Source organism: Curtobacterium sp. VKM Ac-2887, from assembly GCF_015350935.1.
GTDB lineage: Bacteria > Actinomycetota > Actinomycetes > Actinomycetales > Microbacteriaceae > Curtobacterium.
The window spans coordinates 100,455-126,515 of the sequence record NZ_JADKSB010000008.1; the positions used below are offsets into that span (position 1 = coordinate 100,455).

Annotated in this window: 23 protein-coding genes; 14 read left to right on the forward strand and 9 right to left on the reverse strand. The window is 71.9% G+C overall.

Going from position 1 to position 26,061, the window contains the following annotated elements:
* The first annotated feature begins 91 nt into the window (after positions 1 to 91).
* From ITJ69_RS11060 to ITJ69_RS11070, 3 genes are all read left to right on the forward strand, one after another.
* Positions 92 to 934, forward strand: coding sequence for a purine-nucleoside phosphorylase (locus ITJ69_RS11060; protein ID WP_194672778.1), 843 nt, complete (start codon positions 92 to 94; stop codon positions 932 to 934).
* Positions 931 to 2,607 carry a phospho-sugar mutase gene (locus tag ITJ69_RS11065; RefSeq protein WP_194672779.1) on the forward strand — a complete coding sequence of 559 codons (1,677 nt, stop codon included), beginning with the start codon at positions 931 to 933 and terminating at the stop codon, positions 2,605 to 2,607. The genes ITJ69_RS11060 and ITJ69_RS11065 overlap by 4 nt, the downstream gene beginning before the upstream one ends.
* A 190-nt stretch (positions 2,608 to 2,797) precedes the next feature.
* Positions 2,798 to 3,766 carry a hypothetical protein gene (locus tag ITJ69_RS11070; protein ID WP_159573025.1) on the forward strand — a complete coding sequence of 323 codons (969 nt, stop codon included), beginning with the start codon at positions 2,798 to 2,800 and terminating at the stop codon, positions 3,764 to 3,766.
* A gap of 93 nt (positions 3,767 to 3,859) precedes the next feature.
* Here the strand turns inward: ITJ69_RS11070 and ITJ69_RS11075 are convergent, their stop codons facing one another.
* The gene (locus tag ITJ69_RS11075) at positions 3,860 to 5,644 is read right to left on the reverse strand and encodes an acetyl/propionyl/methylcrotonyl-CoA carboxylase subunit alpha (protein ID WP_111086611.1); all 1,785 of its coding nucleotides are present in this window, start codon (positions 5,642 to 5,644) and stop codon (positions 3,860 to 3,862) included.
* A 79-nt stretch (positions 5,645 to 5,723) separates the two neighbouring features.
* Positions 5,724 to 6,518 (reverse strand): Maf family protein, encoded by a 795-nt coding sequence (locus ITJ69_RS11080; protein WP_194672780.1) that lies wholly within the window; start codon positions 6,516 to 6,518, stop codon positions 5,724 to 5,726.
* Positions 6,519 to 6,532: 14 nt separating this feature from the next.
* Here ITJ69_RS11080 and ITJ69_RS11085 point away from each other — a divergent pair, with 14 nt between their 5' ends.
* The 5 genes from ITJ69_RS11085 to ITJ69_RS20475 all read left to right on the forward strand — a co-directional run bounded on the left by ITJ69_RS11085 (position 6,533) and on the right by ITJ69_RS20475 (position 11,347).
* On the forward strand, positions 6,533 to 7,792 hold the full coding sequence (locus ITJ69_RS11085) for a class I SAM-dependent RNA methyltransferase (RefSeq protein ID WP_194672781.1): 1,260 nt from the start codon (positions 6,533 to 6,535) through the stop codon (positions 7,790 to 7,792).
* A 131-nt stretch (positions 7,793 to 7,923) separates the two neighbouring features.
* Positions 7,924 to 8,640 (forward strand): response regulator transcription factor, encoded by a 717-nt coding sequence (locus ITJ69_RS11090; RefSeq protein ID WP_111086608.1) that lies wholly within the window; start codon positions 7,924 to 7,926, stop codon positions 8,638 to 8,640.
* A gap of 5 nt (positions 8,641 to 8,645) precedes the next feature.
* Entirely contained in the window at positions 8,646 to 10,031 is a 1,386-nt protein-coding gene (locus ITJ69_RS11095; RefSeq protein WP_194672782.1) for a sensor histidine kinase, read from the forward strand.
* Positions 10,028 to 11,077: a hypothetical protein gene (locus ITJ69_RS11100; RefSeq protein WP_159573020.1), complete on the forward strand. Its 1,050-nt coding sequence runs from the start codon at positions 10,028 to 10,030 to the stop codon at positions 11,075 to 11,077. The genes ITJ69_RS11095 and ITJ69_RS11100 overlap by 4 nt, the downstream gene beginning before the upstream one ends.
* 87 nt (positions 11,078 to 11,164) lie before the next feature.
* Positions 11,165 to 11,347, forward strand: coding sequence for a hypothetical protein (locus tag ITJ69_RS20475; RefSeq protein ID WP_228505422.1), 183 nt, complete (start codon positions 11,165 to 11,167; stop codon positions 11,345 to 11,347).
* A gap of 475 nt (positions 11,348 to 11,822) precedes the next feature.
* On the opposite strand, the gene ITJ69_RS11105 is transcribed toward ITJ69_RS20475, so the two are convergent.
* The gene (locus tag ITJ69_RS11105) at positions 11,823 to 12,077 is read right to left on the reverse strand and encodes an acyl-CoA carboxylase subunit epsilon (protein WP_123292197.1); all 255 of its coding nucleotides are present in this window, start codon (positions 12,075 to 12,077) and stop codon (positions 11,823 to 11,825) included.
* Positions 12,078 to 12,090: 13 nt separating this feature from the next.
* Complete coding sequence (locus ITJ69_RS11110) at positions 12,091 to 13,686, reverse strand: acyl-CoA carboxylase subunit beta (RefSeq protein WP_123672255.1); 1,596 nt, start codon at positions 13,684 to 13,686, stop codon at positions 12,091 to 12,093.
* Between the two features lie 74 nt (positions 13,687 to 13,760).
* Between ITJ69_RS11110 and ITJ69_RS11115 the strand changes: the two genes are divergently transcribed.
* The 3 genes from ITJ69_RS11115 (at position 13,761) to ITJ69_RS11125 (ending at position 16,488) form a co-directional block, all read left to right on the forward strand.
* Complete coding sequence (locus ITJ69_RS11115; RefSeq protein WP_194672783.1) at positions 13,761 to 14,561, forward strand: biotin--[acetyl-CoA-carboxylase] ligase; 801 nt, start codon at positions 13,761 to 13,763, stop codon at positions 14,559 to 14,561.
* 4 nt (positions 14,562 to 14,565) lie between these two features.
* Entirely contained in the window at positions 14,566 to 15,114 is a 549-nt protein-coding gene (locus tag ITJ69_RS11120; protein ID WP_159573018.1) for a PH domain-containing protein, read from the forward strand.
* Positions 15,115 to 15,180: 66 nt separating this feature from the next.
* Positions 15,181 to 16,488, forward strand: a complete 1,308-nt coding sequence (locus ITJ69_RS11125) for a UDP-glucose dehydrogenase family protein (RefSeq protein WP_194672784.1) — start codon at positions 15,181 to 15,183, stop codon at positions 16,486 to 16,488.
* Positions 16,489 to 16,559: 71 nt separating this feature from the next.
* Here the strand turns inward: ITJ69_RS11125 and ITJ69_RS11130 are convergent, their stop codons facing one another.
* Positions 16,560 to 17,747: a glycosyltransferase family 4 protein gene (locus ITJ69_RS11130; RefSeq protein ID WP_194672785.1), complete on the reverse strand. Its 1,188-nt coding sequence runs from the start codon at positions 17,745 to 17,747 to the stop codon at positions 16,560 to 16,562.
* A gap of 48 nt (positions 17,748 to 17,795) precedes the next feature.
* Between ITJ69_RS11130 and ITJ69_RS11135 the strand changes: the two genes are divergently transcribed.
* Positions 17,796 to 19,019, forward strand: a complete 1,224-nt coding sequence (locus ITJ69_RS11135; RefSeq protein WP_159573676.1) for a polysaccharide pyruvyl transferase family protein — start codon at positions 17,796 to 17,798, stop codon at positions 19,017 to 19,019.
* Positions 19,020 to 19,031: 12 nt separating this feature from the next.
* Here ITJ69_RS11135 and ITJ69_RS11140 read toward each other — a convergent pair whose 3' ends face one another.
* Positions 19,032 to 20,021, reverse strand: coding sequence for a GH25 family lysozyme (locus ITJ69_RS11140; RefSeq protein ID WP_159573675.1), 990 nt, complete (start codon positions 20,019 to 20,021; stop codon positions 19,032 to 19,034).
* 92 nt (positions 20,022 to 20,113) lie between these two features.
* A complete protein-coding gene (locus ITJ69_RS11145) occupies positions 20,114 to 21,358 on the reverse strand; it encodes an acyltransferase family protein (protein WP_228505424.1) in 1,245 nt (414 codons plus the stop codon).
* A gap of 99 nt (positions 21,359 to 21,457) precedes the next feature.
* Between ITJ69_RS11145 and ITJ69_RS11150 the strand changes: the two genes are divergently transcribed.
* Positions 21,458 to 22,489: a lysylphosphatidylglycerol synthase domain-containing protein gene (locus ITJ69_RS11150; protein ID WP_159573673.1), complete on the forward strand. Its 1,032-nt coding sequence runs from the start codon at positions 21,458 to 21,460 to the stop codon at positions 22,487 to 22,489.
* 7 nt (positions 22,490 to 22,496) lie between these two features.
* Here the strand turns inward: ITJ69_RS11150 and ITJ69_RS11155 are convergent, their stop codons facing one another.
* Together ITJ69_RS11155 and ITJ69_RS11160 are read right to left on the reverse strand one after the other, a co-directional pair.
* Positions 22,497 to 24,068 (reverse strand): DUF2142 domain-containing protein, encoded by a 1,572-nt coding sequence (locus ITJ69_RS11155; protein WP_159573672.1) that lies wholly within the window; start codon positions 24,066 to 24,068, stop codon positions 22,497 to 22,499.
* A gap of 10 nt (positions 24,069 to 24,078) precedes the next feature.
* Positions 24,079 to 24,549 (reverse strand): GtrA family protein, encoded by a 471-nt coding sequence (locus ITJ69_RS11160; protein WP_159573671.1) that lies wholly within the window; start codon positions 24,547 to 24,549, stop codon positions 24,079 to 24,081.
* Positions 24,550 to 24,662: 113 nt separating this feature from the next.
* Between ITJ69_RS11160 and ITJ69_RS11165 the strand changes: the two genes are divergently transcribed.
* Positions 24,663 to 25,799, forward strand: coding sequence for a 5-(carboxyamino)imidazole ribonucleotide synthase (locus tag ITJ69_RS11165; protein WP_159573670.1), 1,137 nt, complete (start codon positions 24,663 to 24,665; stop codon positions 25,797 to 25,799).
* Positions 25,800 to 26,061 lie beyond the last annotated feature (262 nt).

Consider the following 26,061-nt stretch of genomic DNA (forward strand, 5'->3'; position numbering starts at 1 on the left):
GCGGCGGCCGCTGGGGCGGGAGCGGCGGCGGCCGCTGGGGCGGGAGCGGCGGCGGCCGCTGCGGCGGGCGTCGGCCCTTTAGAGTTGGGGCATGAGCACCGAGAACCCGCTGAACGACCCCGCTGCCGACCCGTTCGAGGTCGCGCGGGACGCCGCCGCCGTCATCGCCGCGAAGTCCGGCATCGAGCGGCACGACATCGCCCTGACCCTCGGCTCGGGCTGGGGCAAGGCCGCCGACATCATCGGTGAGACCGTGTCCGAGATCCCGGCGGACCAGGTCCCCGGGTTCAGCGCCTCGGCCGTGCCCGGACACTCCGGCACCATCCGGTCGATCCGCCTCGACGACGGCCGCCACGCGCTCGTCATCGGCGCACGCACGCACTACTACGAGGGCCACGGTGTCCGCCGGGTCGTGCACAGCGTCCGCACCGCCGCGGCCACGGGTGCCACGGTCATGGTGTTGACGAACGGTGCCGGTGGCATCAAGGAGCACTGGACGCCCGGCACGCCCGTGCTCATCAGCGACCACATCAACCTGACCGCCGACAGCCCGCTCGAGGGCGCGACGTTCATCGACCTCACCGACCTGTACTCGTCCCGGCTGCGTGACGTGGCGCGGTCGGTCGACCCGACCCTGGACGAGGGCGTCTACACGCAGTTCCGCGGCCCGCACTACGAGACCCCGGCAGAGGTCCAGATGGCCAAGGCCATCGGCGGACACATCGTCGGCATGTCCACCGCGCTCGAGGCCATCGCCGCCCGACAGGCCGGCATGGAGGTCCTCGGGTTCTCCCTCATCACGAACCTCGCCGCCGGCATCCAGAAGACGCCGCTGTCGCACACCGAGGTGCTCGAGGCCGGCAAGCAGGCCGAGCCCGTGATCGCGGACCTGCTCGCCCGCGTGGTGACCGCCCTCGGGCAGCCGGCGTCGTGAAGATCGACCTCGACCACGTGCTCGGGACCGCTCGGTCCTGGCTCGCGCAGGACCCGGATCCGCAGACCCGCGACGAGCTGACCGCCGCGATCGACGCCGCGTCCGACGGCTCCGGTCCGGCTGTGCAGGCCCTGGCCGCGCGGTTCGGCGGCCGGCTGCAGTTCGGTACTGCCGGACTCCGCGCCGAGCTCGGCTACGGCCCGCTCCGCATGAACCGGGTCGTCGTGTCGCAGGCCGCTGCCGGTCTCGCACGCTTCCTGATCGACACGGGCCGGTCGCGCAGCGTCGTGATCGGCTACGACGGCCGGGTGAACTCCGACGTCTTCGCGCGCGACTCCGCCGAGGTCATGCGTGGCCTCGGGCTCGAGGTCACGCTGCTGCCGGTCGCCCTGCCCACGCCGGTGCTCGCGTTCGCCGTGCGGCACCTCGACGTCGGCGCCGGGGTGATGGTCACCGCGAGCCACAACCCGCCCCGCGACAACGGGTACAAGGTCTACCTCGGACAGGACGACGACGGGTCGCAGATCGTGCCGCCGGTCGACGGCTCGATCGCTGCGGCCATCGAAGCCGTCGCTGCCGGGTCGATCACGGACCTGCCCCGGGGCACCGACTACACCGTCGCGTCGTCGGCGCTGCTCGACGCCTACGTGGCCGCGACGGCCGCCATCGTGCCGGCCCCGACCCTGGCGCCGCAGGAGCAGCCGAAGGTCGTCTACACGGCGATGCACGGTGTCGGGTGGGAGACCGCACGCGCGGTGTTCGCCGCCGCCGGGTTCGCATCGCCCGCGGTCGTGCCGGAGCAGATCGAGCCGGACGGAGCGTTCCCGACCGTGTCGTTCCCGAACCCCGAAGAGCCCGGCGCGATGGACCTGGCGATCGCCCGCGGGCTCGCCGTCGGCGCTGACCTCGTCATCGCGAACGACCCCGACGCCGACCGGCTCGCGCTCGCGATCCCCGCGGTCTCCGACTCCGGGGACCCGACCTACCGCCGCCTGTCCGGCAACGAGGTCGGGTGGCTGCTCGGGTGGCAGGCTGCCGTCCGTGCGTCGGAGACCGGCGCCACGGGCACCCTCGCGGCGTCGATCGTCTCGTCGCCGGCGCTGGCCCGCGTCGCCGCCCGCCACGGCCTGGAGTACCGCGACACCCTGACCGGCTTCAAGTGGGTCTCGCGGGTCCCCGGGCTGCTCTTCGGGTACGAAGAAGCCCTCGGCTACCTGGTGGACCCGTCGGTCGTGCGCGACAAGGACGGCATCTCGGCGGCACTGTCGCTGCTGTCGTTGGCGTCGGACCTGGCCGCTGCCGGATCGTCGATCGCCGGGCAGCTCGACGCCTTCGCTGCCGAGTTCGGGGCGTTCGCGTCGGGGCAGGTCGCGACCCGCGTTGACGACCTGTCCCGCATCGGCGAGATCATGGGCTCGCTCCGGTCCGCGCCGCCGTCGTCGCTCGGCGGACTGGAGGTCCGCACCGTGACGGACTACGTCGAGGGGGTGGAGGGCTTCCCGCCGTCGGACATCCTGCGGTACGACCTGACCGGTGACGCGCGCGTGATCGTCCGACCGAGCGGCACCGAGCCCAAGGTCAAGGTCTACATCGACACCGTCGCCGAGACCCCCGCCGAGGCCCAGCGCCTCGTCGACGCCCTCGCGGAGTCCGTCCGCCCCTTGGTCTCGTAGCGCCGCCGCCCGCCGCCCCCCTCGTTCGCGTCGCGCCCCGGTAGCGCTCGTTCGTGTTGCGCCCCGCTGCGGGCATCGCGCCCCGACTCTTCGGGGCGCGATGCCTGCAAGCGGGTGCGCTGCCCCGTGGCCTGTCCACAGATCGCGCAGACCCCGCTCGCGACGGACCGTGCGTCGCGATCATCGGAGCATGGAACACGAACCCATCTCGACCGTCGGCCTCGCGCAGGACCCCGGTCGTGCGTCGGCGATCCGTCGCGCAGCGGATGCCGGCGCCCTCGTCCGGGTGCACCGTGGCACGTACATCGGGTCGGGCGAGTGGGCGTCGATGACGGAACGCGAACGACATCGCATGCTCGTGCGGAGTGTGCTCGTGCGGAGTGTGCTCGCCGGCGGGACGGGCTCCGTCGTGGTGTCGCACCGGTCAGCGGTCGCCATGCTCGGACTGCCGTGGATCGGGGCGTTCGGCGAGCGTGTCACCGTGACCGACCCGTCCCGGGACCGGGGCCAGGTCAAGCGGAGCATCCAGCGCATCGGCAGCGCCGGCAGGCGACCGTCCTCCGTCGAGGTCGACGGTGTACCCGTCACGACGTTGACCGAAACCGCGGTCGACGTCGCCCTTCGCGAACACCCGTGGCGTGCCATCGTCGTGCTCGACGCCGTCCTGCGGCGCGGCGTCGAGCGGGCGACGATCCTCGAAGCGCTCGGCAGTCGCTGTGCTCGCGGGCATCGACGCGCACGGGAACTGGTCGAGTACGCGGATCCGCTCGCCGAGTCACCGGGGGAGAGCATCACACGGTGGGGTGCGCACGTGCTCGGCGCACCGGACCCGGTACTGCAGCAGGAGTTCCGGCACGACGGCCTGCTGCACGACCGGGTGGACCTGTGGTTCGCGGAAGCCGGGGTGATCGTCGAGTTCGACGGCCGGGTGAAGTACGACGACCCGCGGCGAGGACGCACAGCGGCAGACGCCCTGGTCGACGAGAAGCGCCGTGAGGACCGTCTCCGCCGCCGCCGTGGGGTCAACGGCTTCGCACGGGTGATGTGGTCGGACGCGATGCCCGCGGGGCAGCTCCCACGGATCCTGCACGACGCCGGGGTGCCGCTCGGTCCGAACTGGGGTACTGCCTGGCGTCATGCTGCGAGCCGCGCCCTCTGACGGTCATCGCGCCCCGAAGAGTCGGGGCGCGATGACCGCAGCGGGGCGCAACCCGAGCCGACGGCCCGCGACGGCCCGCGACTCCGCTCGCGCCTACGCCAGCTCGAGCAGCACGTGACCGGAGGAGACCGTCTGGCCGACCGGGGCGTTCAGCCCGGTGACGACGCCGTCCTTGTGGGCCTGCACGGGCTGCTCCATCTTCATGGCCTCGAGCACGACGAGCAGGTCGCCCTTCACCACGGTGTCACCCTCGGCGACCGCGAGCTTCACGACGGTCGCCTGCATCGGCGACGCGACGGACCCGCCGGACTTCGCGATGCCGCCCTTGACCGCCGACGAGCGGCGCTTCGGGGGAGCGGAGGGACCGGCCGGACGACGACCGGCGACACCGGCGGCGGCACCGCCACCGACGATCGACGGCATGGTGACCTCGATGCGCTTGCCCTGCACCTCGACGACGACCGAGTCGCGCGAAGCCGGTGCCGGCAGTTCTTCAGGAGAACCGCTCCACGCCGGGATCTCGTTGACGAAGTCGGTCTCGATCCACTGCGTGTACACGGAGAACGGCGAGGAGTCGTCCGTCGCGAACGCCGGGTCCGACACGACCGCACGGTGGAAGGGCAGCACGGTCGGCAGGCCGGTGACCTCGAACTCGGCCAGTGCACGACGCGAGCGTTCCAACGCCTCGGCGCGGGTGGCACCGGTGACGATGAGCTTCGCGAGCATGGAGTCGAACGAACCGGACACGACGTCGCCGCTCACGACTCCCGAGTCGACGCGGACGCCGGGGCCCGACGGCGCGTTGAACGCGTGTACGGGGCCTGGCGCGGGGAAGAAGTTGCGGCCCGGGTCCTCGCCGTTGATGCGGAACTCGAACGAGTGCCCGCGGGGCGTCGGGTCGGAGTAGTCGAGCACGCCGCCCTCGGCGATGCGGAACTGCTCGCGCACCAGGTCGATGCCGGTGACCTCTTCGGACACGCAGTGCTCGACCTGCAGGCGGGTGTTGACCTCGAGGAACGACACCGTGCCGTCGGCGCCGATCAGGAACTCGCACGTGCCGGCACCGACGTAGCCGACCTCGCGCAGGATCGCCTTCGACGACTCGTACAGTCGCTCCTGCTGCGCGTCCGTCAGGTAGGGCGCGGGTGCTTCCTCGACGAGCTTCTGGTGCCGGCGCTGCAGCGAGCAGTCACGCGTCGACACGACGACGACGTTGCCGTGCTCGTCCGCCAGGCACTGGGTCTCGACGTGGCGCGGCTTGTCGAGGTACTTCTCGACGAAGCACTCGCCCCGACCGAACGCAGCGATGGCTTCACGCGTCGCCGACTCGAACTGCGAGGCGACCTCGTCGCGCGTCCGTGCGACCTTCAGGCCACGGCCACCGCCGCCGAAGGCCGCCTTGATGGCGACCGGCAGGCCGACCTCGTCGGCGAACGCGATGACCTCGGAGGCGTCCTTGACGGGCTCGATGGTGCCGGGCGCGAGCGGCGCGCCGACCTTCTCGGCGACGTGCCGCGCGGAGACCTTGTCGCCGAGGCGCTCGATCGAGTCGGGCGACGGGCCGATCCAGGTCAGTCCGGCGTCGATGACGGCACGGGCGAAGTCGGCGTTCTCGGCAAGGAATCCGTAGCCCGGGTGCACGGCGTCTGCGCCGGACCGTCGGGCGACCGAGATGATCTTGTCGATGACGAGGTAGGTGTCGGCGCTCGTGGTGCCGTTCAGCGCGTAGGCCTCGTCGGCGAGGCGGGCGTGCAGGGCGTCACGGTCCTGGTCGGCGTAGACGGCGACCGATGCCTTGCCTGCGTCGCGGGCCGCGCGGATGATGCGGACGGCGATCTCGCCGCGGTTCGCGATGAGGACCTTGCTGATACGGGGCATGAGACATCAGCGTATTCGTGCAACGGGAGCACGAATTGACTGGCACCGACAAAGAACCGTGCCGAACAAGTGCGGATGTCTACAGTGACCAGAGCTCGTGCCAGCGGACACCGAAGCCGCGGAGCAGCATCGACCGCAGCACCGGCAGGGACAGCCCGACCACCGCGGACGGTGCCCCGTCGATGCGCGAGATGTACGCCGCCGCCCGCCCGTCGATGGTGAACGCCCCCGCGACCTCGAGCGGCTCGCCCGTCGCCACGTACGCGTCGATCTCCTCGGCGGACAGGTCGTCGGCGAACGTCAGCACGGCGCTGTCCACGGCGACCACGCGGTCGCCACCGGCGGCCAGGGCCGACCCGCCTGGAGCGACGTCCCCCAGCTCCGGCACGCCGGCAGGAGACGTCACCAGGCTGCGGACGGGAGGCACGGGGCGGGCCGCATCCGGGCCTCCCGTCCGTCCCGTGGCCGGGTCCAGGTCGCGGCGCCGGTCGTCGCGTCGTCGATCGATCACGCAGTGTCCACTCCACAGCGTCCCGCCGCCGGCGGCGAGCATCTGCCGCCAGCGTTCCCGGGCCACCGACGGGTCGTGCGGCTTGCCGTACAGGCGCCCGTCGACCTCGAAGGCGGAGTCGCCGCCGAACACGAAGCCGTCGACCGGCGACCCGGCGACGTCGGCGTCCGCGACGGCCGACGCCTTGGCGACGGCCAGCAGCGACACGAGCTCCGGGCCGGTCAGGTCACGGCCGAGCGCGGCGGCGGCCGCGGACGCCGCGGCGTCCTCGTCGACCCCGGGCGACACGAGCACGGGCTCGATCCCGGACTGGGCGAGGAGTGCTCGGCGGGCGGGGGATGTACTCGCGAGGTACAGACGCATGGGACCATCGAACCATGGGTGAATCTGTCGGAACGCTGCTCGAACTCGACGTCACCGGGATCGCCCACGGCGGCATCTCGGTGGCACGGCACGAAGGCCGGGTGGTCTTCGTCACGGACGCGATCCCCGGGGAGCGCGTCGTCGCCCGGGTGACCGAGGACCGGAAGAAGTCGTTCTGGCGCGCCGACACCGTCAGCGTCGTCACCCCGAGCGAGCACCGCGTCGACCACGTCTGGGCCGAGGCCGCGCTCGACCGCGACCCCGAGACGCGCCCGGGCGGTGCCGAGTTCGGCCACATCGCCCTCGCACACCAGCGCACGCTGAAGCACGACGTGCTCGTCGACTCGTTCTCGCGGTTCGCGCACACGGACCTGGCATCGGTGCTCGGCTCGGACGTCGTCGTCGAGGCCGCACCCGGTGACGACGCCGCGAACGGCCTCGGCTGGCGCACCCGGGTCCGGCTGCACGTCGACGAGCACGGCACCGCCGGCCCGTTCGCCGCGCGCTCGCACTCCGTCATCCCCGTCACCAGCCTGCCGCTCGCGAACGACGCCGTGCAGGAGAGCGCGCCGCTCGGCCGTGGCGTGATGCCCGGCTCGTCGGTCATCGACGTGCTGGCACCGAGCGGCTCCGAGGGGGCGCGCCTCGTCATCGACGAGCAGAAGCCCACCGTGGTGACCGAGGTCGTGGGGGAGCGCACCTTCGCGGTGGACGACAACGGCTTCTGGCAGGTGCACCGTGCCGCGGCGTCGGTGCTCACCGAGGCCGTGCAGGACCTGGTCGACCGCGACCGGCTCGACCCCGAGGGCACCCACCTGGACCTGTACGGCGGCGTCGGCCTGCTCGCCGCCGCACTCGGCGACCTCGTCGGGCCGAAGGCGCGCCTCACGAGCGTCGAGAGCGCCGCACGCGCGACCGAGCACGCGCAGGAGAACCTCGCCGAGTGGCTCGGCGCGCGCGCCGAGACCGGCCGGGTCGACCGCTGGCTCGCGAACACGGTGGCGAACGCCTCGCGCGCCGAGCAGGACCGGTTCCGCGCCGGCACGATCGTCCTCGACCCGCCGCGCGCCGGTGCCGGTCGTCAGGTCGTCGAGCAGATCGCGGCCCTGCACCCGTCGCAGGTCGTCTACGTCGCCTGTGACCCGGTCGCGCTCGCCCGCGACGTCGCGACGTTCGCCGACCTGGGGTACAAGCTCGAGGCGCTGCGGGCGTTCGACCTGTTCCCGCACACCCACCACATGGAGGCTGTGGCGCGCCTGACGCCCGCGCGCTGACGGGCAACCGGGCGGTTTCGTCCGCGTGGCGCGTCCGGTTTCCCCGGACCTGAGTCCAGCCTGGGTATCCTGGGCGCTGATGGCGATCCGGTTTCAGGGGCCGGGGACGCACATCGGAACGAGAGGCCACAGTGGGAGCAGGAACGACAACCGCAGCCGAGACGTCGGGCACGGCCACCAGGCCGGTCCGGGTCGCGATCGTGGACGACCACGAGTCCGTGCGACTCGGGATCCAGGCGGCGTGCCAGAACGAGGGCTTCGAGGTGGTGCTCACCGCCGCGAGCGTGCCCGAGTACGTCCAGAACCTCGACGGGCGCGAGGTCGACGTCGTCGTCCTCGACCTGTCCCTCGGAGACGGCTCGACCGTCACCGAGAACGTCAAGGGCGTGCAGGGGACCGGCTCCGCCGTGCTCGTGCACTCCATCGCGGACCGCGTCGCCAACGTCCGTGAGGCACTCGCAGCAGGGGCTGCCGGTGTCATCCCGAAGTCGTCCGCCACGAAGACGGTGATGGCAGCGGTCGCCACCGTCGCGCGTGGTGACGTGCTGAACAACCTCGAGTGGGCGAGCGCCATCGACGCCGACCGCGACTTCGCGAAGGCCCAGCTCGGCCGGCGCGAACGCGAGATCCTGCACCTGTACGCCTCGGGCCTGCCGCTCAAGCTGGCGGCGCAGCAACTCGGCATCGGGTACTCCACGGCTCGTGAGTACCTCGACCGCATCCGCGTGAAGTACGTCGAGGTCGGTCGCCCGGCCCCGACGAAGGTCGACCTCCTGCGGCGGGCGGTCGAGGACGGCATCCTCCCCGGGCTCGACTCGGGCATCGACCCCGACGGTGACGGTCGCTGAACACGATGGCGAGCGCGGCTGAGCCGGCGTCGCGCCGGGGGACCGGTCGGGGGAGCGTCCCGGGGACCGGTCGGGGGACCGGTCGGGGGACCGGTCGGCGGTTCGGCCGCGTCGCAGCAGGCTCGAGCCGTGCGCCTGCTGGCGACCCGGTCGGCTTCGGGGACGGAGCGCCCTTCGGTGCCGATCCGTCACGCAGCGTCCGCGCGTCGATCACGCAGGCGTCGGTGGAGCGTGCCTTCGCGATCCTGCTGGCGATGACCGCGGTCGGCCTCGGCGTCGTCGACACCCCGGCGGTCCTCGCCCAGTTGCCCTACCTCGACCCGTTCTGGGGCCCGGTCGTCGCGATCGCGCTCGGGGCGTCGTTCGTCCTCGTCGGGGTCTCGGCGTTCGTGCCGCGGGTGGCGCAGTTCGCGCAGATCCTGTGCGCCCTGCTCTTCCTGGTCGCGTTGACCACGTGGCCGCTCACGGTGCAGGACCCGATCCCGTCGACGCAGCAGCCGTGGCCGTGGTGGTTCTGCACCGTCGGCTCGACCGCGGCGGCCATGGGCTTCGCCACCTGGCGGGCGACGATCTACACCGCACTCGTTCCGGCGGTCTACGTCGTCCTCCGGCTCACCCCGGTCGGCGGCGACGCCGGGCTCGTCCGTGCGCTGCTCGACGGCGTGTACACGGCGCTGCTCAGCGGTGCGGTGCTCGTCATCGCCGTGGTCCTCCGCCGTGCCGCTTCGTCGGTCGACACGGCGCAGTCGACCGCGGTCCGCCGGTACTCGCACGCCATCCGCGAGCACGCGGTCGAGGTGGAGCGCGTGCAGGTCGACGCGATCGTGCACGACAGCGTGCTGACGACCCTGCTCTCCGCCGCGCGGGCCGACACGCTCGAGGCGAAGACCCTCGCCGCCCGCATGGCGCGGAACGCCATCGACCACCTCGAGGCCGCGGCAGCCGACGGCCCGGACGACGACACCCCGGTCTCGCTCGCCGACCTCCGCGCCCGCATCGGCGAGGCGATCGGTGCCCTCGCGGCACCCGTCCGGCTCGTCCCGGCGCCGACCGGCTCGGTCCGACTGCCGGCGTCGGTCGCCGACGCCCTCGCGTCAGCAGCACTGCAGGCGGCCGTCAACAGCGTCCAGCACGCCGGTGGGCCCGACGTCGCCCGGTGGGTCCGCGTCGAGCAGCACGACGACGGTGTGCACATCGAGGTCGGTGACGACGGTCGCGGCTTCGACGTCGCGACGATCCCGTCCGAACGACTCGGGGTGCGGCGGTCGATCATCGAGCGCGTCGCCGCCGTCGACGGCCGAGCCGAGGTGCACACCGCCTCGGGTGAGGGCACGCGCATCGAACTGACCTGGTCGCCCGTGACGCCCACGACGACGGGAGCCGCAGCGTGAAGGTCTCCCTGCCCGCGAGCATCGCGCTCGGCCTGGCGTCGCTGTTCTCCCTCTACCACCTGGTCCTCGCCGTCGCGTCGCTGCAGCGCGTGCAGGACGTCGGCCCCGTGATCGCCTGCATGGTCCTCTACGCCGCGGCCACCGGCACCGCGCTGTTCGTGCCCGGCAAGGTCCTGCCGGTCTGGACGGCGTGCTTCTCGCTCGCCACCGCGATCGTGATGCCGCTGGTCGCGGCACCCGTCGTCGACCTGTCGAGGCCGCCGGGGCCCGCCACGTGGTGGATCGCCGCCGTCGGCACCCTGATGGTCGTGCTCGTCGTGCGGGGACGCGGCCCGTTCGCCTGGGCAGGGGTCCTGTTCCTCGCCGTGTACACGGTCGCCTGGGCCGGTCTCGATGCGCTGGGCGCACTCGGGGTGCTCGGCAGCGTGGCCTGGGTGGCGATCGCGACGGTGTTCGCCATCGCCATGAACCGTGCCATCCGCAACACCCGCGAGCTCGTCCGTGCCGAGCAGGAGACCGCCGACTGGCAGGCGGCGCAGGACGCCCACGTCTTCGAACGGCAGTTCCGCCTGAGCCAGACCACGCGGATGGCCCTGCCGATGCTGCAGCGGATCATCGACTCGTGCGGTGACCTCGACGACGCGGACCGGGCCGAGTGCCTGCACCTCGAGCAGGCCATCCGTGACGAGATCCGCGGCCGTTCCCTGCTGTCCGAGGACGTCCGCGACGAGGTCATGCGCCTGCGCCGCCGGGGTGCGACGGTGCAGCTGCACGACGACGGCGGTCTCGACGAGCTCGAGGTCGACGACGTCCGCCGCATCCACGCCCGCATCGCCGAGGCGCTCCGCCAGGCCCGCGAGGCCGACAACGTCATCGTCCGCACCGTCAGCGAGGGGTCCGACTCCGCGGTGACGGTCGTCGGGCTCAAGCTCGACACGGCCGCGAGTGAGTCCGCGGCCCTCGGAGCGGGCATGGAGGACGACGACGGCGACGAGGACGACTCCGTGGCCCTCTGGCTCGAGATCCCCCGGCACGAGCCCGCCTGAGGCGCGCTGCGCCCGCTCGAGCTGGCACCCGCTGCGTGTGCATCTTCCGACGGACCACGAGGTGATCGACGCGTGGAACGTCGGAACATGCGCACGCATGCGGTGCGTACGCATGTTCCGACATTCCACGAGGTGATCGACGCGTGGAATGTCGCGAAAGTGGTGCGCGCGGCGGTGGACGCGGGGCGTGGCGGCCGGGAGGCGCGTGGCGGCGCCGCCACGGGCCTCCCGGCCGCAACGTGGTCGCGCCGGGCTGGCGCCGACGGCTGACGCGACAACACGGACGTCGTACGACGTCGGGGGCGTCGCTCGTGCGCGGGTGCAACTGTTGCCGGCGCCGGGGGACGACACTGTGGACGTCGTACGACGTCGAGGATGTCGTTCCGCATCAACGGCCGGCGCGAACGCCCCCGGAAACGGGGAACGGGCCGGTCGTATCCGACCGGCCCGTTCACGACCCGAGGCTGAGCGACAACCCGAATGTCGCCCTGCCTCGCAGCGGGCGGTGGCGTCGTACCCTAGTCGGCCACCGACCTGCGATGTTCTTCGTTGAAGGACACCGAACACCAGTAACTATGCCAACCCGCAACCCCGGTGTCAGTCGTCATTATGGGGGACAATTTCGGCATTTCCGGCCCGCTTCGGCGATTCGTGTCCCCCGTGCGAGGGGATACCGACCGGGAAGTGCAGCCTGCAACGTCCGCCTGGTCGGGGACCCCAGGGGTACAGCGGAGGCCAAGGTCCGTCAGCGGAGCGAACGGCCCCAGGCGCCGGGACCGTGGTCGAGCGGGCGACGCAGCCCGCGGGCCGAGGCCTGCCACCCGGTGCGCGGCTCGTCGACGACCTCGGCGCGACCGGCTGCTGCGGCCTCGTCGGCCTGGCGCTGCAGCACGGCGACGACCGCTGCGAGCTCCTCGGGGGTGGGCTCACCGGAGACCACCCGGACGTCGGCCACCGAGGCGGGCTCGTCCGAGGGGACCGGTGCTGCGTGACGACCCATCAGTGCGCACCCATCAGAGGGGGATGTTCCCGTGCTTCTTGGGGGGCAGCGTCGCACGCTTGCCACGCAGGGCACGCAGGGCCTTGATGACCGAGACGCGGGTGGCGTGCGGCTGGATGATGCCGTCGAGCTCACCGCGCTCGGCCGCCAGGTACGGCGACGCGACGTTGTAGGTGTACTCGTTCGCGAGCTTCGTGCGGACCGCTGCGACGTCCTCGCCGGACTCCTCGGCGCGCTTGATCTCGGCGCGGTACAGGATGTTGACGGCGCCTTGACCACCCATGACGGCGATCTCGGCGGTCGGCCAGGCGAGGTTGATGTCGGCGCCGAGCTGCTTCGACCCCATCACGATGTACGCGCCGCCGTAGGCCTTGCGCGTGATCACGGTGACGAGCGGGACGGTGGCCTCGGCGTAGGCGTACAGGAGCTTCGCGCCGCGGCGGATGACCCCGGTCCACTCCTGGTCGGTGCCGGGCAGGTAGCCGGGCACGTCCACCAGGGTCAGGATCGGGATGCCGAACGCGTCGCAGAACCGCACGAAGCGGGCTGCCTTCTCGCCGGCGTCGATGTTCAGCGTGCCGGCCATGGCCTGCGGCTGGTTCGCGATGATGCCGACGGTGCGGCCCTCGACCCGGCCGAAGCCGATCAGGATGTTCGGCGCGAAGAGCGGCTGGACCTCGAGGAACTCGCCGTCGTCGACGACGTGCTCGATGATCGTCGTGACGTCGTACGGCTGGTTCGTCGAGTCCGGGATCACGACGTCGAGCTCGTGGTCGGCGTCGGTGGTCTCGAGCTCGGGGGCGACGTCGTAGGCGGGGGCGTCGGACAGGTTGTTGTCCGGCAGGAACCCGATGAGCGAGCGGGCGTAGTCGAGCGCGTCGGTCTCGTCCTCGGCCAGGTAGTGGGCCACGCCGGAGACCGCGTTGTGGGTCTGCGCGCCGCCGAGCTCCTCGAAGCCGACGTCCTCGCCGGTGACGGTCTTGATGACGTCGGGGCCGGTGACGAACATGTGGCTGGTCTTGTCGACCATGATCACGAAGTCGGTGAGCGCGGGGGAGTACACCGCGCCGCCGGCCGCCGGGCCCATGATGATCGAGAGCTGCGGGATGACGCCGGACGCCTGGGTGTTGAGGCGGAAGATCTCGCCGTACTTGCCGAGCGCGACCACGCCTTCCTGGATCCGGGCCCCGCCGGAGTCGAGGATGCCGATGATCGGCACGCCCGTCTTCAGCGCGTGCTGCATCACCTTGATGATCTTCTCGCCGGCGACCTCGCCGAGCGAACCACCGAAGACGGTGAAGTCCTGCGCGTACACGGCGACGTTGCGGCCGTGGATCGTGCCGACGCCGGTGACGACCGCGTCGCCGTAGGGGCGCTTGGCGTCCATGCCGAACGAGGTGGTGCGGTGGCGGACGAACTCGTCGAACTCCACGAAGGAGTTCTCGTCGAGCAGCTGCTCGATGCGTTCGCGCGCGGTGCCCTTGCCCTTGGCGTGCTGCTTGGCGATCGCGGACTCGCCCGCGGCGGTCACGGCCTCGTGGTACCGCTCGCGGAGGTCGGCCAGTCGGCCTGCCGTCGTCGAGAGATCGGGGGTGTCTCCTGAAGTCACCCGCTCACCCTACCGGCGGCGGGGGCGGGGCCGGTTGGAGGACCCCCACGGTTCCTGCCCGTACATTTGCGTGCATGTCCACATCCCCGTCGTCGTCGTTCCCCGTCACCAGCGAGGCGGTCCGGTCGGCGGGCGCGACCCTCACCGTCCCCGACGAGACCGGCTCGACCAACGCCGACCTGCTCGCCGTGGCACCCGAGCAGCAGCACGGCAGCGTGGTCGCGACCCTCCACCAGACCGCGGGTCGCGGACGCCTCGACCGCACGTGGAGCGCACCGGCCGGCGAGGCGCTGGCCGCGAGCCTGCTCGTGCGCGCCGACCTCGCCGACGACGACCGTGGTTGGCTGCCCCTCGTCGCCGGGGCCGCCATGCGTGACGCGATCGCACGGGTGCTGCCCGCCGGCGCCGACGTCGCCGTCAAGTGGCCGAACGACGTCCAGGTCGCGGACGACAAGGTGTGCGGCATCCTCTGCCAGGTCGCCCCCGACGGCAGCATCGTGGTCGGCGCCGGCGTGAACCTCACGATCCCCGCCGACCGCCTGCCGACCCCGACGTCGACGTCGCTGCTCGTGGCGGGCGCGGTCCACGACGCCCCAGCGTTGGCCGACGCGGTCCTGTCCGCCTTCCGGGCAGCCGTCCTGGAGGCGGTGGCCGCCCTGGTCGCCGGTGGTCCCGCCGCCGAGTCGGTCCGGTCCCACGTCCGCGCCGCGTGCGGCACGATCGGTCGCCGCATCCGCCTCGAGCTGCCCGACGGCACCGTGGAAGAGGCCGACGCCACCGGCATCGACGACGCGGGCCGCATCACGATCCGGGATCGAGCGGGTGACTCCAGGGGCGTCGCCGTGGGGGACGTCACCCACCTGCGGTATGCATGACGGCATGACCGCCGAGCCGCCGCCCGAACGCGTCGTCGCTCGCCTGCGACCGCACGCTCGTCGGCTCGTGCGCCCGGCGGTGTTCGTCGTGCTGGTCATGGTCGCCGGCGGGTTCGGGTTCGGTGTGTTCCAGGCGCAGCTGGCGTGGCTGAACGCCGTCGTCGCCGGACTCGTCGTGGTGCTCGTGGTGTTCGGCGGCGCCGTGCCGCTGTTCCGCTGGATGTCCGAGCGGTACGTCGTCACGACCCGGCGGCTCGTCGTCGTGCACGGGCTCGGCACACGGACCCGGCAGGAGCTCCTGCACTCCCGCGGGTACGACGTGACGGTGCGCCGGCGCGGCCTCCAGGGGGTGTTCCGCTCCGGTGACGTCCTGGTGTTCCCGGGAGACGACCCCGCCGTGGTGCTCGCGGACGTCCCGCACGCCGACCTCGTGGTGGCCGTCCTGCACGACCTGGTCGAGGCGTACGAGGCCCGGCGACGCCACCGCGAGCCGGACTGGGACGAGATCGTCGGCGGCCCGGACCGACCGCCGTGGGGCGACGTCCGCGCCTGACGGAGCCACGACACCCGGGGCACCGCGGTGCTGGAACTCCCACGAGAAACCGGTACCTTCTTCGTCGTGCGTATCTCTGTCATCGGCTGCGGGTACCTCGGTGCCGTGCACGCCGCCTCCATGGCCAAGCTCGGACACGAGGTCGTCGCCGTCGACGTCGACCCGACCAAGATCGAGCGGCTCGCTGCCGGCGAAGCCCCCTTCTTCGAACCCGGGCTCCCGGAGATCCTGACCGAGGCGCTCGCCTCCGGCCGGATCCGCTTCACCACCGACATGGCCGAGGTCGCCGGTGCCCGCGTGCACTTCCTCGCCGTCGGCACCCCGCAGAGCCCGACCGGTGCCGCGGACATGACCTACGTGAACGCCGCGGTCGCCGCGCTCACGCCGTACCTGTCCGCCGGCGAGTTCGTCGTCGGCAAGTCGACCGTCCCGGTCGGCACGGCCGCTCGCCTCGCCGCCGAGGTGTCCGAGGCCGTGCCCGGGGCGACGCTCGTCTGGAACCCCGAGTTCCTGCGTGAGGGCTTCGCCGTGCAGGACACCATCAGCCCGGACCGCTTCGTCTACGGTGTGCCGGACGGTGACGCCGGGCAGGCCGCCGTCGACGCCCTCGACGAGGTCTACGCCGAGGCGCTCGCGTCCGGCACCCCCCGGCTCGTCGTGAACCTGCCCACCGCCGAGCTCGTCAAGATCAGCGCGAACGCGTTCCTCGCCACGAAGATCTCGTTCATCAACTCGATGGCCGAGATCGCCGAGGTTGCCGGCGCCGACGTCACCGCGCTCGCCGACGCCATCGGTCACGACGCCCGCATCGGCCGCAAGTTCCTGAACGCCGGCCTCGGCTTCGGCGGCGGCTGCCTGCCCAAGGACATCCGGGCGTTCCAGGCGCGGGCGAACGAGCTCGGCGTCGGGGAGTCCCTGGCGTTCCTGGCCGACGTCGACGCCACGAACCTGCGTCGTCGTGCGCACGTCGTCGAGCTGGCGCAGGAGCTGCTCGGCGGTGTCGTGACCGGCAAGCGCGTCGCGGTCCTCGGTCTGGCCTTCAAGCCGAACTCGGACGACGTCCGTGACTCGCCCGCCCTCGACATCGCCGCACGCCTGCACGAGCTCGGCGCCACGGTGTCGGCCTACGACCCCGAGGCCGTCGTCACCGCGCGTCGCGTGCACCCGCAGCTCGACTTCGTCGAGACGGCGGCGGACACGCTGTCCGGCGCGGACCTGGTCCTCGTGCTGACCGAGTGGACCGAGTTCCGCGAGCTCGACGCGACCACGGTGGCGTCCCTGGTGTCGAGCCCGGTCGTCATCGACGGCCGCAACTGCCTCGACCGCGACGCCTGGACCGCCGCCGGCTTCACGTACCGCGGCATGGGGCGCTAGCCGCGACCGACAGCAGGCCCGGTGCCGGTCCGTGGGACCGGCACCGGGCCTCCTGTGCGTCTGCCGCGTCGTCAGCCGATGGCTGCGCGCAGCACCGCCCGGTAGCGCTCGCCGATGCGCTCGGTGGAGAAGTCCGCCGCCGACACGACGGCCTGCTCCTGGTACCTCGCCCGTGCGGCGTCGTCGGTGAGCACGCGGCACAGGGCGTCGCGGAGGGCGTCGACGTCACCGGGGGCGACGAGGACGCCGGACACGTCGTCGTGCACGACGTCCCGGATGCCCGGCAGGTCGCTCGCGACGATCGCGGCGCCGACGGCAGCGGCCTCGAGCAGGGTGACCGGCAGCCCCTCTTGGTCGCCGTTCGCCGCCGGGATCGACGGCACCGCCACGACGGTGGCCGCAGCCAGGGTCTCGAGCACCTCGGTGCGCCCGCGCTGGCCCAGGAACGTCACCGGCAGTCCGGCGGCCTGTTGCTCGAGCTGCGCCCGGTAGGGGCCGTCCCCGACCACGGTGAGTCGCCACGGCACGTCGTCGCCGAGTCCCCGGAGCGCCTCGATCAGGTTGCCGAAGCCCTTCTTCTCGACGAGCCGGCCGACCGCCACCACGTGGTGCTCCTGCGCGGCGACGCGGGCGCGGGTGGCGCGGGCCGGACCGAGGTCGACGCCCATCGGGATGAGGGTGGAGCGCGCCTCGGACACGCCCCACTCGGTCAGGCGCTCGCGCATCTCGGAGTTGACGGTGGTGACGTGCGCCGAACGGCCGAAGACCCAGCGCTTCAGGCGGACCAGGGGAGCGGCGCGGAGCGCGTAGATGTCCCCGCCGTGAGTGGTGACGACGATGGGCACGCCCGGGGCCGCCAACGTCGCGACGAGTGCCTGCGGGATCGCCCAGTGCGCGTGGATGACGTCGGGCTTCGCGGAGCGGACCACGCGACGGATCGCGAACCACTGCGCGAGCACCAGGGCCGGCACCTGCACGATGCGCGAGCGGCGTTCCTTGAGGTTGTCGAGGATGGCGCCGTCGGCCAGGTCCTCGAACGCCTTCGGGAAGTACGGGAACCGCCGGACGCCGACGTCGCCGATGCGTTCGGTGGTGGCACCGCCGGGCACCCGCGGGGTGAGCACCATCGTGTCGAACTCGAGGGCCTCTTGGTGGGCGAGGTCGAGCACGAACGCCGGCACACCGTCGTCCGGGCGGGCCGGGAACGTCGATCCGAGGACGAGCAGGCGGGGGCGGGCAGAGGGGGTGGGGCGGGACATCGTGCCTTTCCGGGGGTCGCGGGGGACGGTCCGGTAGGCTCTCCACCCGTGCGCGTTCTGATCCACAATAGCGATTCGCCCCACAACCGCGGGGACCGGGCGATCCTCGCCGGCAACGTCGAGCTCGTCCGCCGACGGTGGCCCGACGCCGAGATCGTCTCGCTGTCGCAGTACCCCGAGCGGGACGCCGCGTGGTTCGGGATCCGGTTCCTGCCGGTGTCGCCGTACAGCACCGGCATCGGCGACCTGTTCGCCCTGCTGCGTGCCGCGCGCAGCGCCGACGTCGTCCTGTGGGGTGGCGGCGAGATCCTCAAGGACTACACGAACAAGCTCGGCCTCGTGTACTGGTTCGGCAAGATGCTGCTCGTCCGTGCGGTCAACAAGAACCTGGTCGGGGCCTTCCAGGGCATCGGTCCGACCACCGCAGGCGTCAGCAAGCGCCTGATCCGCGCCACCGTCGACCTGTGCCGCTCGTTCGCCGTCCGCGACGACGAGTCCCGCGAGAAGCTCCTGGCGTGGGGCGTGACGACGCCGATCGTGTCGTCCTTCGACCCGGCCGTCGTCGGCACCGTCACGGCGCCGGACGCCGGCGTGCTCGAGCGCCTGGAGCGCACCACGGGCCTCACCGCCGAGCGTCTCGACGGTTCGATCGGGTTCGGCGTCCGCCGCTGGTTCCACTACAAGCGCAGCGGCTGGATCCCGTTCCGCTTCCTGCCGAAGCGCTTCCGCCAGACCGGCGTCGACAGCGACCGCCTCGTCACCTACCGCCAGGCCGTCGCGGACCTGGCCGACCGTGTGATCGACCGCTGGGACGCCGACGTCGTGTTCTACCCGATGCACATGGAGGCCTCGGAGGGCGATGCCGCCTTCGCGCGCGAGGTCATCGCCCTCATGCAGCACGGCGACCGCACCCACGTGGTCGAGGCCGACGAGTTCTCGCCCGCCGAGTACGCCGGCCTGATGTCTCGCAGCCGCCTGTTCCTGGCGAGCCGCCTGCACTCCGCCATCGTCGCGACCATCGCGGGCGTCCCGGCCGCCGTGCTCTACTACGTCGACAAGGGCCGACTGTTCTTCGAGCAGATGGGCCAGCAGGAGTTCTCGAAGCCGATCGAGGCCGCGCTCGAACCCACGTTCGTCGACGACGTCACGGCACAGCTCGAGGCACTCGACGCGAACCGCGACGCGGTCCGCGAGCAGCTCGCCGACGGCGTCGCCCGGATGGCGACCGCCCTCGACGCCGACTTCGCCGAGGCCACCCGCCAGACCCGCTGACGTCCGGCGGGGCTACTCCGTCTTCTTGGCGAACGCGCGGAGGTTCGCGCCGTCCGCGCTGCGGTAGACGTCCTGGTCGCCGGGGAGCGTCCCACTGGCCGCCCACTGCCAGAAGCGCCATCCGGTCGACTTCCAGCTGGCCCCGAGGGTCCCGGGGCCGGAGAAGTCCTTGACCGGGTAGATCGCGACGAACAACGGGTTCTTCGAGAACCGGATGCTGTTGTTCGTGCAGCGCTTCCACCAGTCGGTCGTCGTGTAGATCGCCGGGTAGCGGTGCGTCTTCTTGTAGACGGTCGCCGAGAAGTCCGCGATCCACGACCGCATCTGCGGCCAGCTCTTGCCGTAGCAGACGCCCTGGGCCGCGGTGCCGTACTCGATGTCGAGCAGCGGGGGGAGCGTGACGCCGTCGGCCGTCCACTGCCCGCCGTGGGCGAAGAAGTAGTTCGCGGTCGCCGCGCCGCTGGCCTTGCTCGGCTGGGCGTACACGTAGCCGCCGCGGATGAAGCCGGCGTTCTTGGCGTTCCGGTACTGCGACGCGTACGTCGAGCTGACGTACGAGACGCCCTCGGTCGCCTTGATGTAGGCGAAGCGAGCGCCGAGCCCGTAGGCCGCCGTGAAGTCGACGTTCGGCTGCCAGGCGCTGACGTCCATGCCGTTGATCTTGCCCGTCGGGCGCTTCGCCGCGGCGGCGACCTTCGTGTTCGTGCCGAGGGGCGTCGGCCCGACGGGCAGGTCGGCGGCCACCCGGGTCTGCCCGGCGTGTGCTGCGATGCCGGCACCCATCACGTGGTTGCCGCTCGCGTCCATCTCGGCGACGGACGGCCCGGTCGTGGTCGTGCTCCCGGTCGCCGTCGTGCCCGCGCTGGTGCCGGCGCTCGGGCTGGTCGAGGCCGTCGCGGTGCCTGCTGTCTCGGACCACGCCGGACCGGCCACCAGTGTCATCGCCCCGGCCACCACCGTCGCCGTGCCCAGGCCGAGGAGTCTTCTGCTGGATCTGCGCATGCGTTCTCGTCTTCCTCGTCGAGATGCGTGGAGCCCTGTCGCCCACGTCGCGTCCGAGCCATGGTAGCCGCCGAGTCGCGGGGCCTGGCCGCTCAGCGCACGCTGGACTCGCGCACCGGCTGGACGGTCTCGACGGTGGGGATCGGCTCCCGCGAGGCGACCTCGGCGGCGGCGTGACGCTGCCGCTGGTTGAGGAAGTTCCGCTCGACCAGCCACCAGAAGCCGACGCAGAGTGCGATCGTCACGGGCACCACGACGACGACCATGACGAGGAACTGCCACTTCGTCGAGAGCCCCAGGGGCAGCAGGAGCAGGTTGCCGAACGCCAGCAAGGGGCTGTGGAAGAGGTAGACCGAGTACGAGACGAGTCCTGCGAGGACGAACGGCCTCCAGGCGAGGAACCGCGAGAACCAGGTGTGGTGGCCCGTGACGGCGGCCACGCCGAGCCACGTGAGGACAATCCCGGAGAGCACGCCGATGGCGATCTCCGACGGCCAGGTCTGCTGCTGGAAGTACAGACGACGCGAGGCGAACATCAGGACCATCGCCGCGGTCGCCGCGACGACGAGGGTGCCGGTCACCCAGCCGGTCCACCGCGGCGCGAGGAACCGGAGCCGTCCCTCGAGGTGCGCGTCGCGGGCCCGTACGGTGATCGCCGCCGCGAGCATGCCGATGGCGAAGAGTCCCACGAACCACGGGTGCATCGAGGCGTACCGGTTCTCGACGCCCATCCAGAGTCCGGCCGCGACGAGGACCGAGGTCGTCACCCATCCGCCGAGCAGGCGCCACATCGGCAGGATGAGCAGCGCCATGAGGAAGTAGATCTGCCACTCGATCGCGACGCTCCACATCGGCCCGTTGATCTTGCCGATGTACGTCGGGAAGAAGTCGTGCACCAGGAACAGGTGCGTCAGGAACGCGCCCCACCCCATCGGGAGCTTCGTGTCCCACTGCGTGCCGTTCGGGTTGTGCATCACCGGTACGAACAGGACCACCACGGCGAAGAGCACGAGCGCCGCCCAGTAGGGCGGGAGGATCCGTCGGGCACGTCGCCAGATGAACTTCCAGAAGCCGCCGGGCACGCGGTAGCCGTCGGAGCGGGTCATCACCGGCAGCATGAGCACGTAGCCGGACAGCACGATGAACAGTGGGACACCGAGGTAGCCCCACCCGATGATCGGACGCATCCAGGGCATGTCCGTCTTCGCGGCGTCGGTGAGGCCGGTGAACAGGTACGTGTGGTGGAACACGACGGCGAAGGCTGCGAGTCCTCGAAGCCCGTCGAGGTACGTGAACTCGAGTCGGGCGCTCTCCCGTGGCTGGTTGGGCAACGGCATCCTCGTGTCGGTGTTCGGTCGGTCGTGTCGGCGGCAAGTTTCGCACACACCGGAGCGGCTAGCATGACCTGAGCTCAGCAGCACCGGCAGGAGACCCGTTTGTCAGGAACCACCAGCGACGCCCCGGCCCCCGAGGGGAAGCGTCCGCCGTCCTGGCGACGGTTCCTCGTCAAGGCGGTCCCGATCGTCTTCTACGTGCTCCTCGCGGTCTTCCTCCTGCTCTACGTCCGCAGCGTCGACTGGGGCCAGCTCGCCGGCCTGGACTGGCAGTGGTCCTGGGTCGTCGTGGCGACGCTGATCAGCCTCGGGTTCCGCTACTGGGGCGTCGGCATCTGGTTCTACCTGCTGCGACGGCTCGGCGCGACCGGCCTCAAGGGCTCCGGCGTGACGCTCACCTACGTGTACGCCAAGTCCTGGATGGGCCGCTACATCCCCGGGGCCGCGACCTGGATCATCGGCAAGGTCTACTTCGCCTCGAAGCACGGTGTCTCGAAGGCCCGGCTCGGCGTCAGCGGCCTGCTCGAGGGTGCGCTGCAGATCGCCGCCACCCTGGCCCTGGCGCTCGTGCTGCTGCTCATCGACCCCCGCACGCACGCGCTCGACCCGTGGCTCATCGCGCTCATGGTCGCGGCGTTCGTCGGCTGTGTCGTCTGCCTGATCCCGCGGGTCTTCGTCTTCCTGATCGGCATCGCGCTGAAGATCCTGCGCCGCAAGCCGCTCGAGGCCGACGTCCGCCCGAACCTCGGCACGGTGCTCGGCGGCGCCGGGCTGTACGTCGCCGGTGCGATCCTGTCGGGCACCGCGTACTACTTCATCACGCTGGCGGTGTACCCGACGCTCCAGCTCAGTGACGCAGCGTTCGTGATCGGTGCCGCCAGCATGGCCTCGGCGATCAGCATGCTCGCCGTGTTCGCCCCCGGTGGCCTCGGCGTCCGCGAGGGCGTGCAGGCGCTGCTCCTCGCCATCGTGATGCCGGTGCCCATCGCCCTCGTCGTGGTCGTCGTCACCCGCGTCTGGAGCCTGGCGGTCGACGGGCTGTTCCTGCTCTGCGCCGCAGCACCGACCTGGTTCCGCCGCGGCCGCCCGACCGACGACCCGTCCGCGGTGGAGGGCAGCGCCCCCGCCGCGTGACGCCAGGTCACGACGCGGGCACGGCCACCCGACGGTCGGCGCGGGCGACCTGAACGACCGACGTGACCAGGCCGACGGCCACCAGCGCGACCACGACCACGAGCACCGCTGGCGGCACCGGCCCGATCTCGGAGTAGCGGAGCAGCCCGCGGCCCGTCACCGGGAACAGGGCGGCGTTCCAGAACCACGCCGACGCCACCGCGAACCCGTACACGCCCACGGCGGGCAGCAGGACGGCCAGGGCCACCGCGACCCACGAGCGTGCGCGTCCGGCGGGTACCAGGCGACGCCAGGCCAGAGCGCTCAGCACGATCAGGCACAGGATCGCGGGGAAGTAGTAGCGGCCCTGGGTGGCGGCGACCTCGGTCGTCCGGAGGTACGCGCCCGCGCTCGTCTCGTTCTGGATGCCGATGAGCAGTGCCGGGAACACCGCCAGGCACAGGGCAACCCGCAGGTCCGGGCCACGCCGGAACGCCCAGCCGACCAGGACGACCAGGACGATGATCGTCAGGACGGCGGTGAGCAGGTCGCCCATGCTCACCTGTGCCCGTGCACCGAAGCTGCCCCAGAACGTGCGTGCCAGGGTTCCCCAACTGACGTCGAGGAAGTGTCCCAGGGTCGGGTGCTCGCCCGGTGGGAAGTCCTTCGGCGGCCGCATGGACGCGTAGCCGTTCGGCTGGATCCGGCCGTAGGCGAACCAGTTGTGGACCCACCACCAGGCGCCGATGCCCCCAGAGACGGCCATCGCGACGACGGTGCGCACCACCCGTTGCCGCAGGGACAGCACCCCGGCACCGGCGAAGAGCACGACGACGGCGACGAACGGCACCGCGGGCAGACCAGTCCCCTTGATCCAGACCAGGGCACCGAGGACCGCCGCCAGGGCGATCGTGGTGCGCCACCGGGTGTCGCCGGTCAACAGCCGGGTGGCGAGCCAGACGACGACGCCGGCGACGAGCAGCACGGGGGCGTCGTTCGAGAACGATGACCCGATGGACGCGAGCTCGGGCGTCGCGAACACCGCGAGCCCGCCGACGAGCGCGGCGCGCGGGGAACGGGTCACCCGGCGGACGGATGCCCACGCGAGCAGGGGGAGTGCGGTGACGGCCAGGACGTCGGCGAGTCGGAGCGCGATGAACGCCCGGTCCCAGCGCAGGTCGCCGAAGTCCACGGCCCGGAGCACGGCGGCACCGGCGAGGTAGGCGGTCGGCGGGTGCTGGGTCATCTGGTTCACGGTCGCGGACGGTCCGGGAGCGTTCTGCAGCAGCTCGCTGACGGTCGACCACTGGCTGGACGGCTTCGTGGCCAGCTCGGTCTTCGCGGCCTCGACGGCGTTCGTGACGTGCAACGCACCGGGGGCGGCCCAGGCGTCGCCGAGTGCGACGTGCACGGCGGCGTCGATGTGGGCGGTCTCGTCCGGAGCCTGGAAGACCGGGACGACCAGCGCCCAGGCGACGAGCCACAGGCCGAAGGTGGCGGTGACGACCGCGATCGCCACACGCTCCCAGGGAGCGGTGCGGGGTGGCGCGGTGGTCGGGGTGCTGTCGCGGGTGCGGGTGGTGGTCTCGTGGGCCGTCACCCGATCGATCCTAGAGCGCGTCCTGACGTGCGACGTCGGCGGCCGCGGGCACCGTGGCGGTGCGTTCGGGGTGGTACACCCACACCTTGTAGAGCCAGAAGCGGAACACCGTGCCGAGCACGAGGCCGACGATGTTCGCGACGTTGTCGGCGAAGACCGAGGTGAGTCCCATCGCGTAGTGGGACACCCCGAGGCACGCGAGCGCGATGACCATGCCGCCGAGCGACACGACGACGAACTCGACGCCCTCCCGCGTCGCGACCGCACGGCGCTGCTCACGGAACGTCCAGTACCGGTTGCCCATCCAGTTCACGAAGATGGCGACCACGGTCGAGATGACCTTCGCCCAGAACGGCCCGGAGTGCACGTCGTCGGGGTTCAGGACGGTGATGCGCAGGACGTTGAACACCGTGGTGTCGACGACGAAGCCGACGGCGCCGACCACGCCGAAGCGTGCCAGCTGGGCAATGAGGCGCCGCACGTGCCCTCCAGGATCCGTAGAGTTGTCGCGGGTCGTGCACAGTGCGACCCGAACAGCGATTGTAGACAACGCGTTCACCCCGGTCGGTGTGAACGCCGGAAGGATCACACAGCATGGCGTTGCGCGTCGGGGTCATCGGCGGAGGACAGCTGGCACGGATGATGGTGCCGGCGGCCGTCGAGCTGGGGATCGACATCCGGGTGCTCGCCGAGGGGCCGGGCATGTCGGCCGCGATCGCCGCCACGGCCGAGGGCGACTACCACGACGTCGAGACCGTGCTGGCGTTCGCCCGCGAGGTCGACGTCGTCACGTTCGACCACGAGCACGTGCCGCAGGACGTCCTGCGCGCCCTGGTCGACGCCGGTGTGGCGGTCCGCCCCGGCCCGGGCCCGCTGGCCGTCGCGCAGGACAAGATCACGATGCGCTCGAAGCTCAGCGAACTCGGTCTCCCGGTGCCGGACTGGGCCGCGGTGCACGACCCCGACGAACTCCGAGCGTTCCTCGACGAGCACGGCGGCCGCGCGGTCGTGAAGACGCCCCGCGGTGGCTACGACGGCAAGGGCGTCCGGGTCGTGTCGGACCCCTCGGACGTCGACGACTGGTTCATCGCGGTCGCCGAGGCCGGCGGCGGGCAGGCGCTGCTCGCCGAGGAGCTCGTGCCGTTCACCCGCGAGCTCGCGCAGTCCGTCGCCCGTCGCCCCTCCGGCCAGGTCGTCGCGTGGCCGCTGGTCGAGACCGTGCAGCGCGACGGGGTCTGCGCCGAGGTCATCGCCCCCGCGCCCGACAGCGCCGGACGCATCGCCGACGTGACGGAGTCGATCGCGGTCCGCATCGCCGAGGAGCTCGGGGTCACCGGGGTCCTGGCCGTCGAGTTGTTCCAGACCGCCGACGAGCGCATCCTCATCAACGAACTCGCGATGCGACCGCACAACACCGGCCACTGGACGATCGACGGTGCGACGACGAGCCAGTTCGAGCAGCACCTGCGCGCCGTCCTCGACCTGCCGCTCGGTGCCACCGGGTCGTTCGCCCGGGCCGCCGTGATGGTCAACGTGCTCGGCGGACCGGCCGACGGCGACCTCGCCGCCCGCTACCCGGCCGCGCTCGAAGCGTTCCCCGAGGCGAAGTACCACTTCTACGGCAAGGCACCGCGCCCCGGTCGGAAGATCGGCCACGTCACGGTGATCGGCGACGACGTCGACGACGTCGTCTACCGGGCGCGCGCCGCGGCGGCGCACTTCGACGACTGACACCGGGTCCGTCGACCGGGCGGATGACGGACTGGGCCCACGCCGCCGGTAGCGGAGCGACGCGCAAGCGGTGGTCCGGCCGTGCCGGTGGGGGGAGGCCCGTGGCCACGCCACCACGGGCCTCCCGTCCGTCTGCGGGTCGCGTCCAGGGCGCAGGTGCGTCCCCAGGACTGCCGACACCCGCTCGGGTGGCACCCGCACTGGCGGGTGGTGACCGGCAGCGGCCCGTGTTCCCATGGACCGGTCAGGGGTCGACCGTCCG

What these genes read in the sequence shown, in the direction of transcription:
- ITJ69_RS11060 (WP_194672778.1), top strand. Translation starts at nt 92, where the DNA reads ATGAGCACCGAGAACCCGCTGAACGACCCCGCTGCCGACCCGTTCGAG.
- ITJ69_RS11070 (WP_159573025.1), top strand. Translation starts at nt 2,798, where the DNA reads ATGGAACACGAACCCATCTCGACCGTCGGCCTCGCGCAGGACCCCGGT.
- ITJ69_RS11075 (WP_111086611.1), bottom strand. Translation starts at nt 5,644, where the DNA reads ATGCCCCGTATCAGCAAGGTCCTCATCGCGAACCGCGGCGAGATCGCC.
- ITJ69_RS11080 (WP_194672780.1), bottom strand. Translation starts at nt 6,518, where the DNA reads ATGCGTCTGTACCTCGCGAGTACATCCCCCGCCCGCCGAGCACTCCTC.
- ITJ69_RS11085 (WP_194672781.1), top strand. Translation starts at nt 6,533, where the DNA reads ATGGGTGAATCTGTCGGAACGCTGCTCGAACTCGACGTCACCGGGATC.
- ITJ69_RS11095 (WP_194672782.1), top strand. Translation starts at nt 8,646, where the DNA reads ATGGCGAGCGCGGCTGAGCCGGCGTCGCGCCGGGGGACCGGTCGGGGG.
- ITJ69_RS20475 (WP_228505422.1), top strand. Translation starts at nt 11,165, where the DNA reads ATGCGCACGCATGCGGTGCGTACGCATGTTCCGACATTCCACGAGGTG.
- ITJ69_RS11105 (WP_123292197.1), bottom strand. Translation starts at nt 12,077, where the DNA reads ATGGGTCGTCACGCAGCACCGGTCCCCTCGGACGAGCCCGCCTCGGTG.
- ITJ69_RS11115 (WP_194672783.1), top strand. Translation starts at nt 13,761, where the DNA reads ATGTCCACATCCCCGTCGTCGTCGTTCCCCGTCACCAGCGAGGCGGTC.
- ITJ69_RS11120 (WP_159573018.1), top strand. Translation starts at nt 14,566, where the DNA reads ATGACCGCCGAGCCGCCGCCCGAACGCGTCGTCGCTCGCCTGCGACCG.
- ITJ69_RS11130 (WP_194672785.1), bottom strand. Translation starts at nt 17,747, where the DNA reads ATGTCCCGCCCCACCCCCTCTGCCCGCCCCCGCCTGCTCGTCCTCGGA.
- ITJ69_RS11140 (WP_159573675.1), bottom strand. Translation starts at nt 20,021, where the DNA reads ATGCGCAGATCCAGCAGAAGACTCCTCGGCCTGGGCACGGCGACGGTG.
- ITJ69_RS11145 (WP_228505424.1), bottom strand. Translation starts at nt 21,358, where the DNA reads ATGCCGTTGCCCAACCAGCCACGGGAGAGCGCCCGACTCGAGTTCACG.
- ITJ69_RS11165 (WP_159573670.1), top strand. Translation starts at nt 24,663, where the DNA reads ATGGCGTTGCGCGTCGGGGTCATCGGCGGAGGACAGCTGGCACGGATG.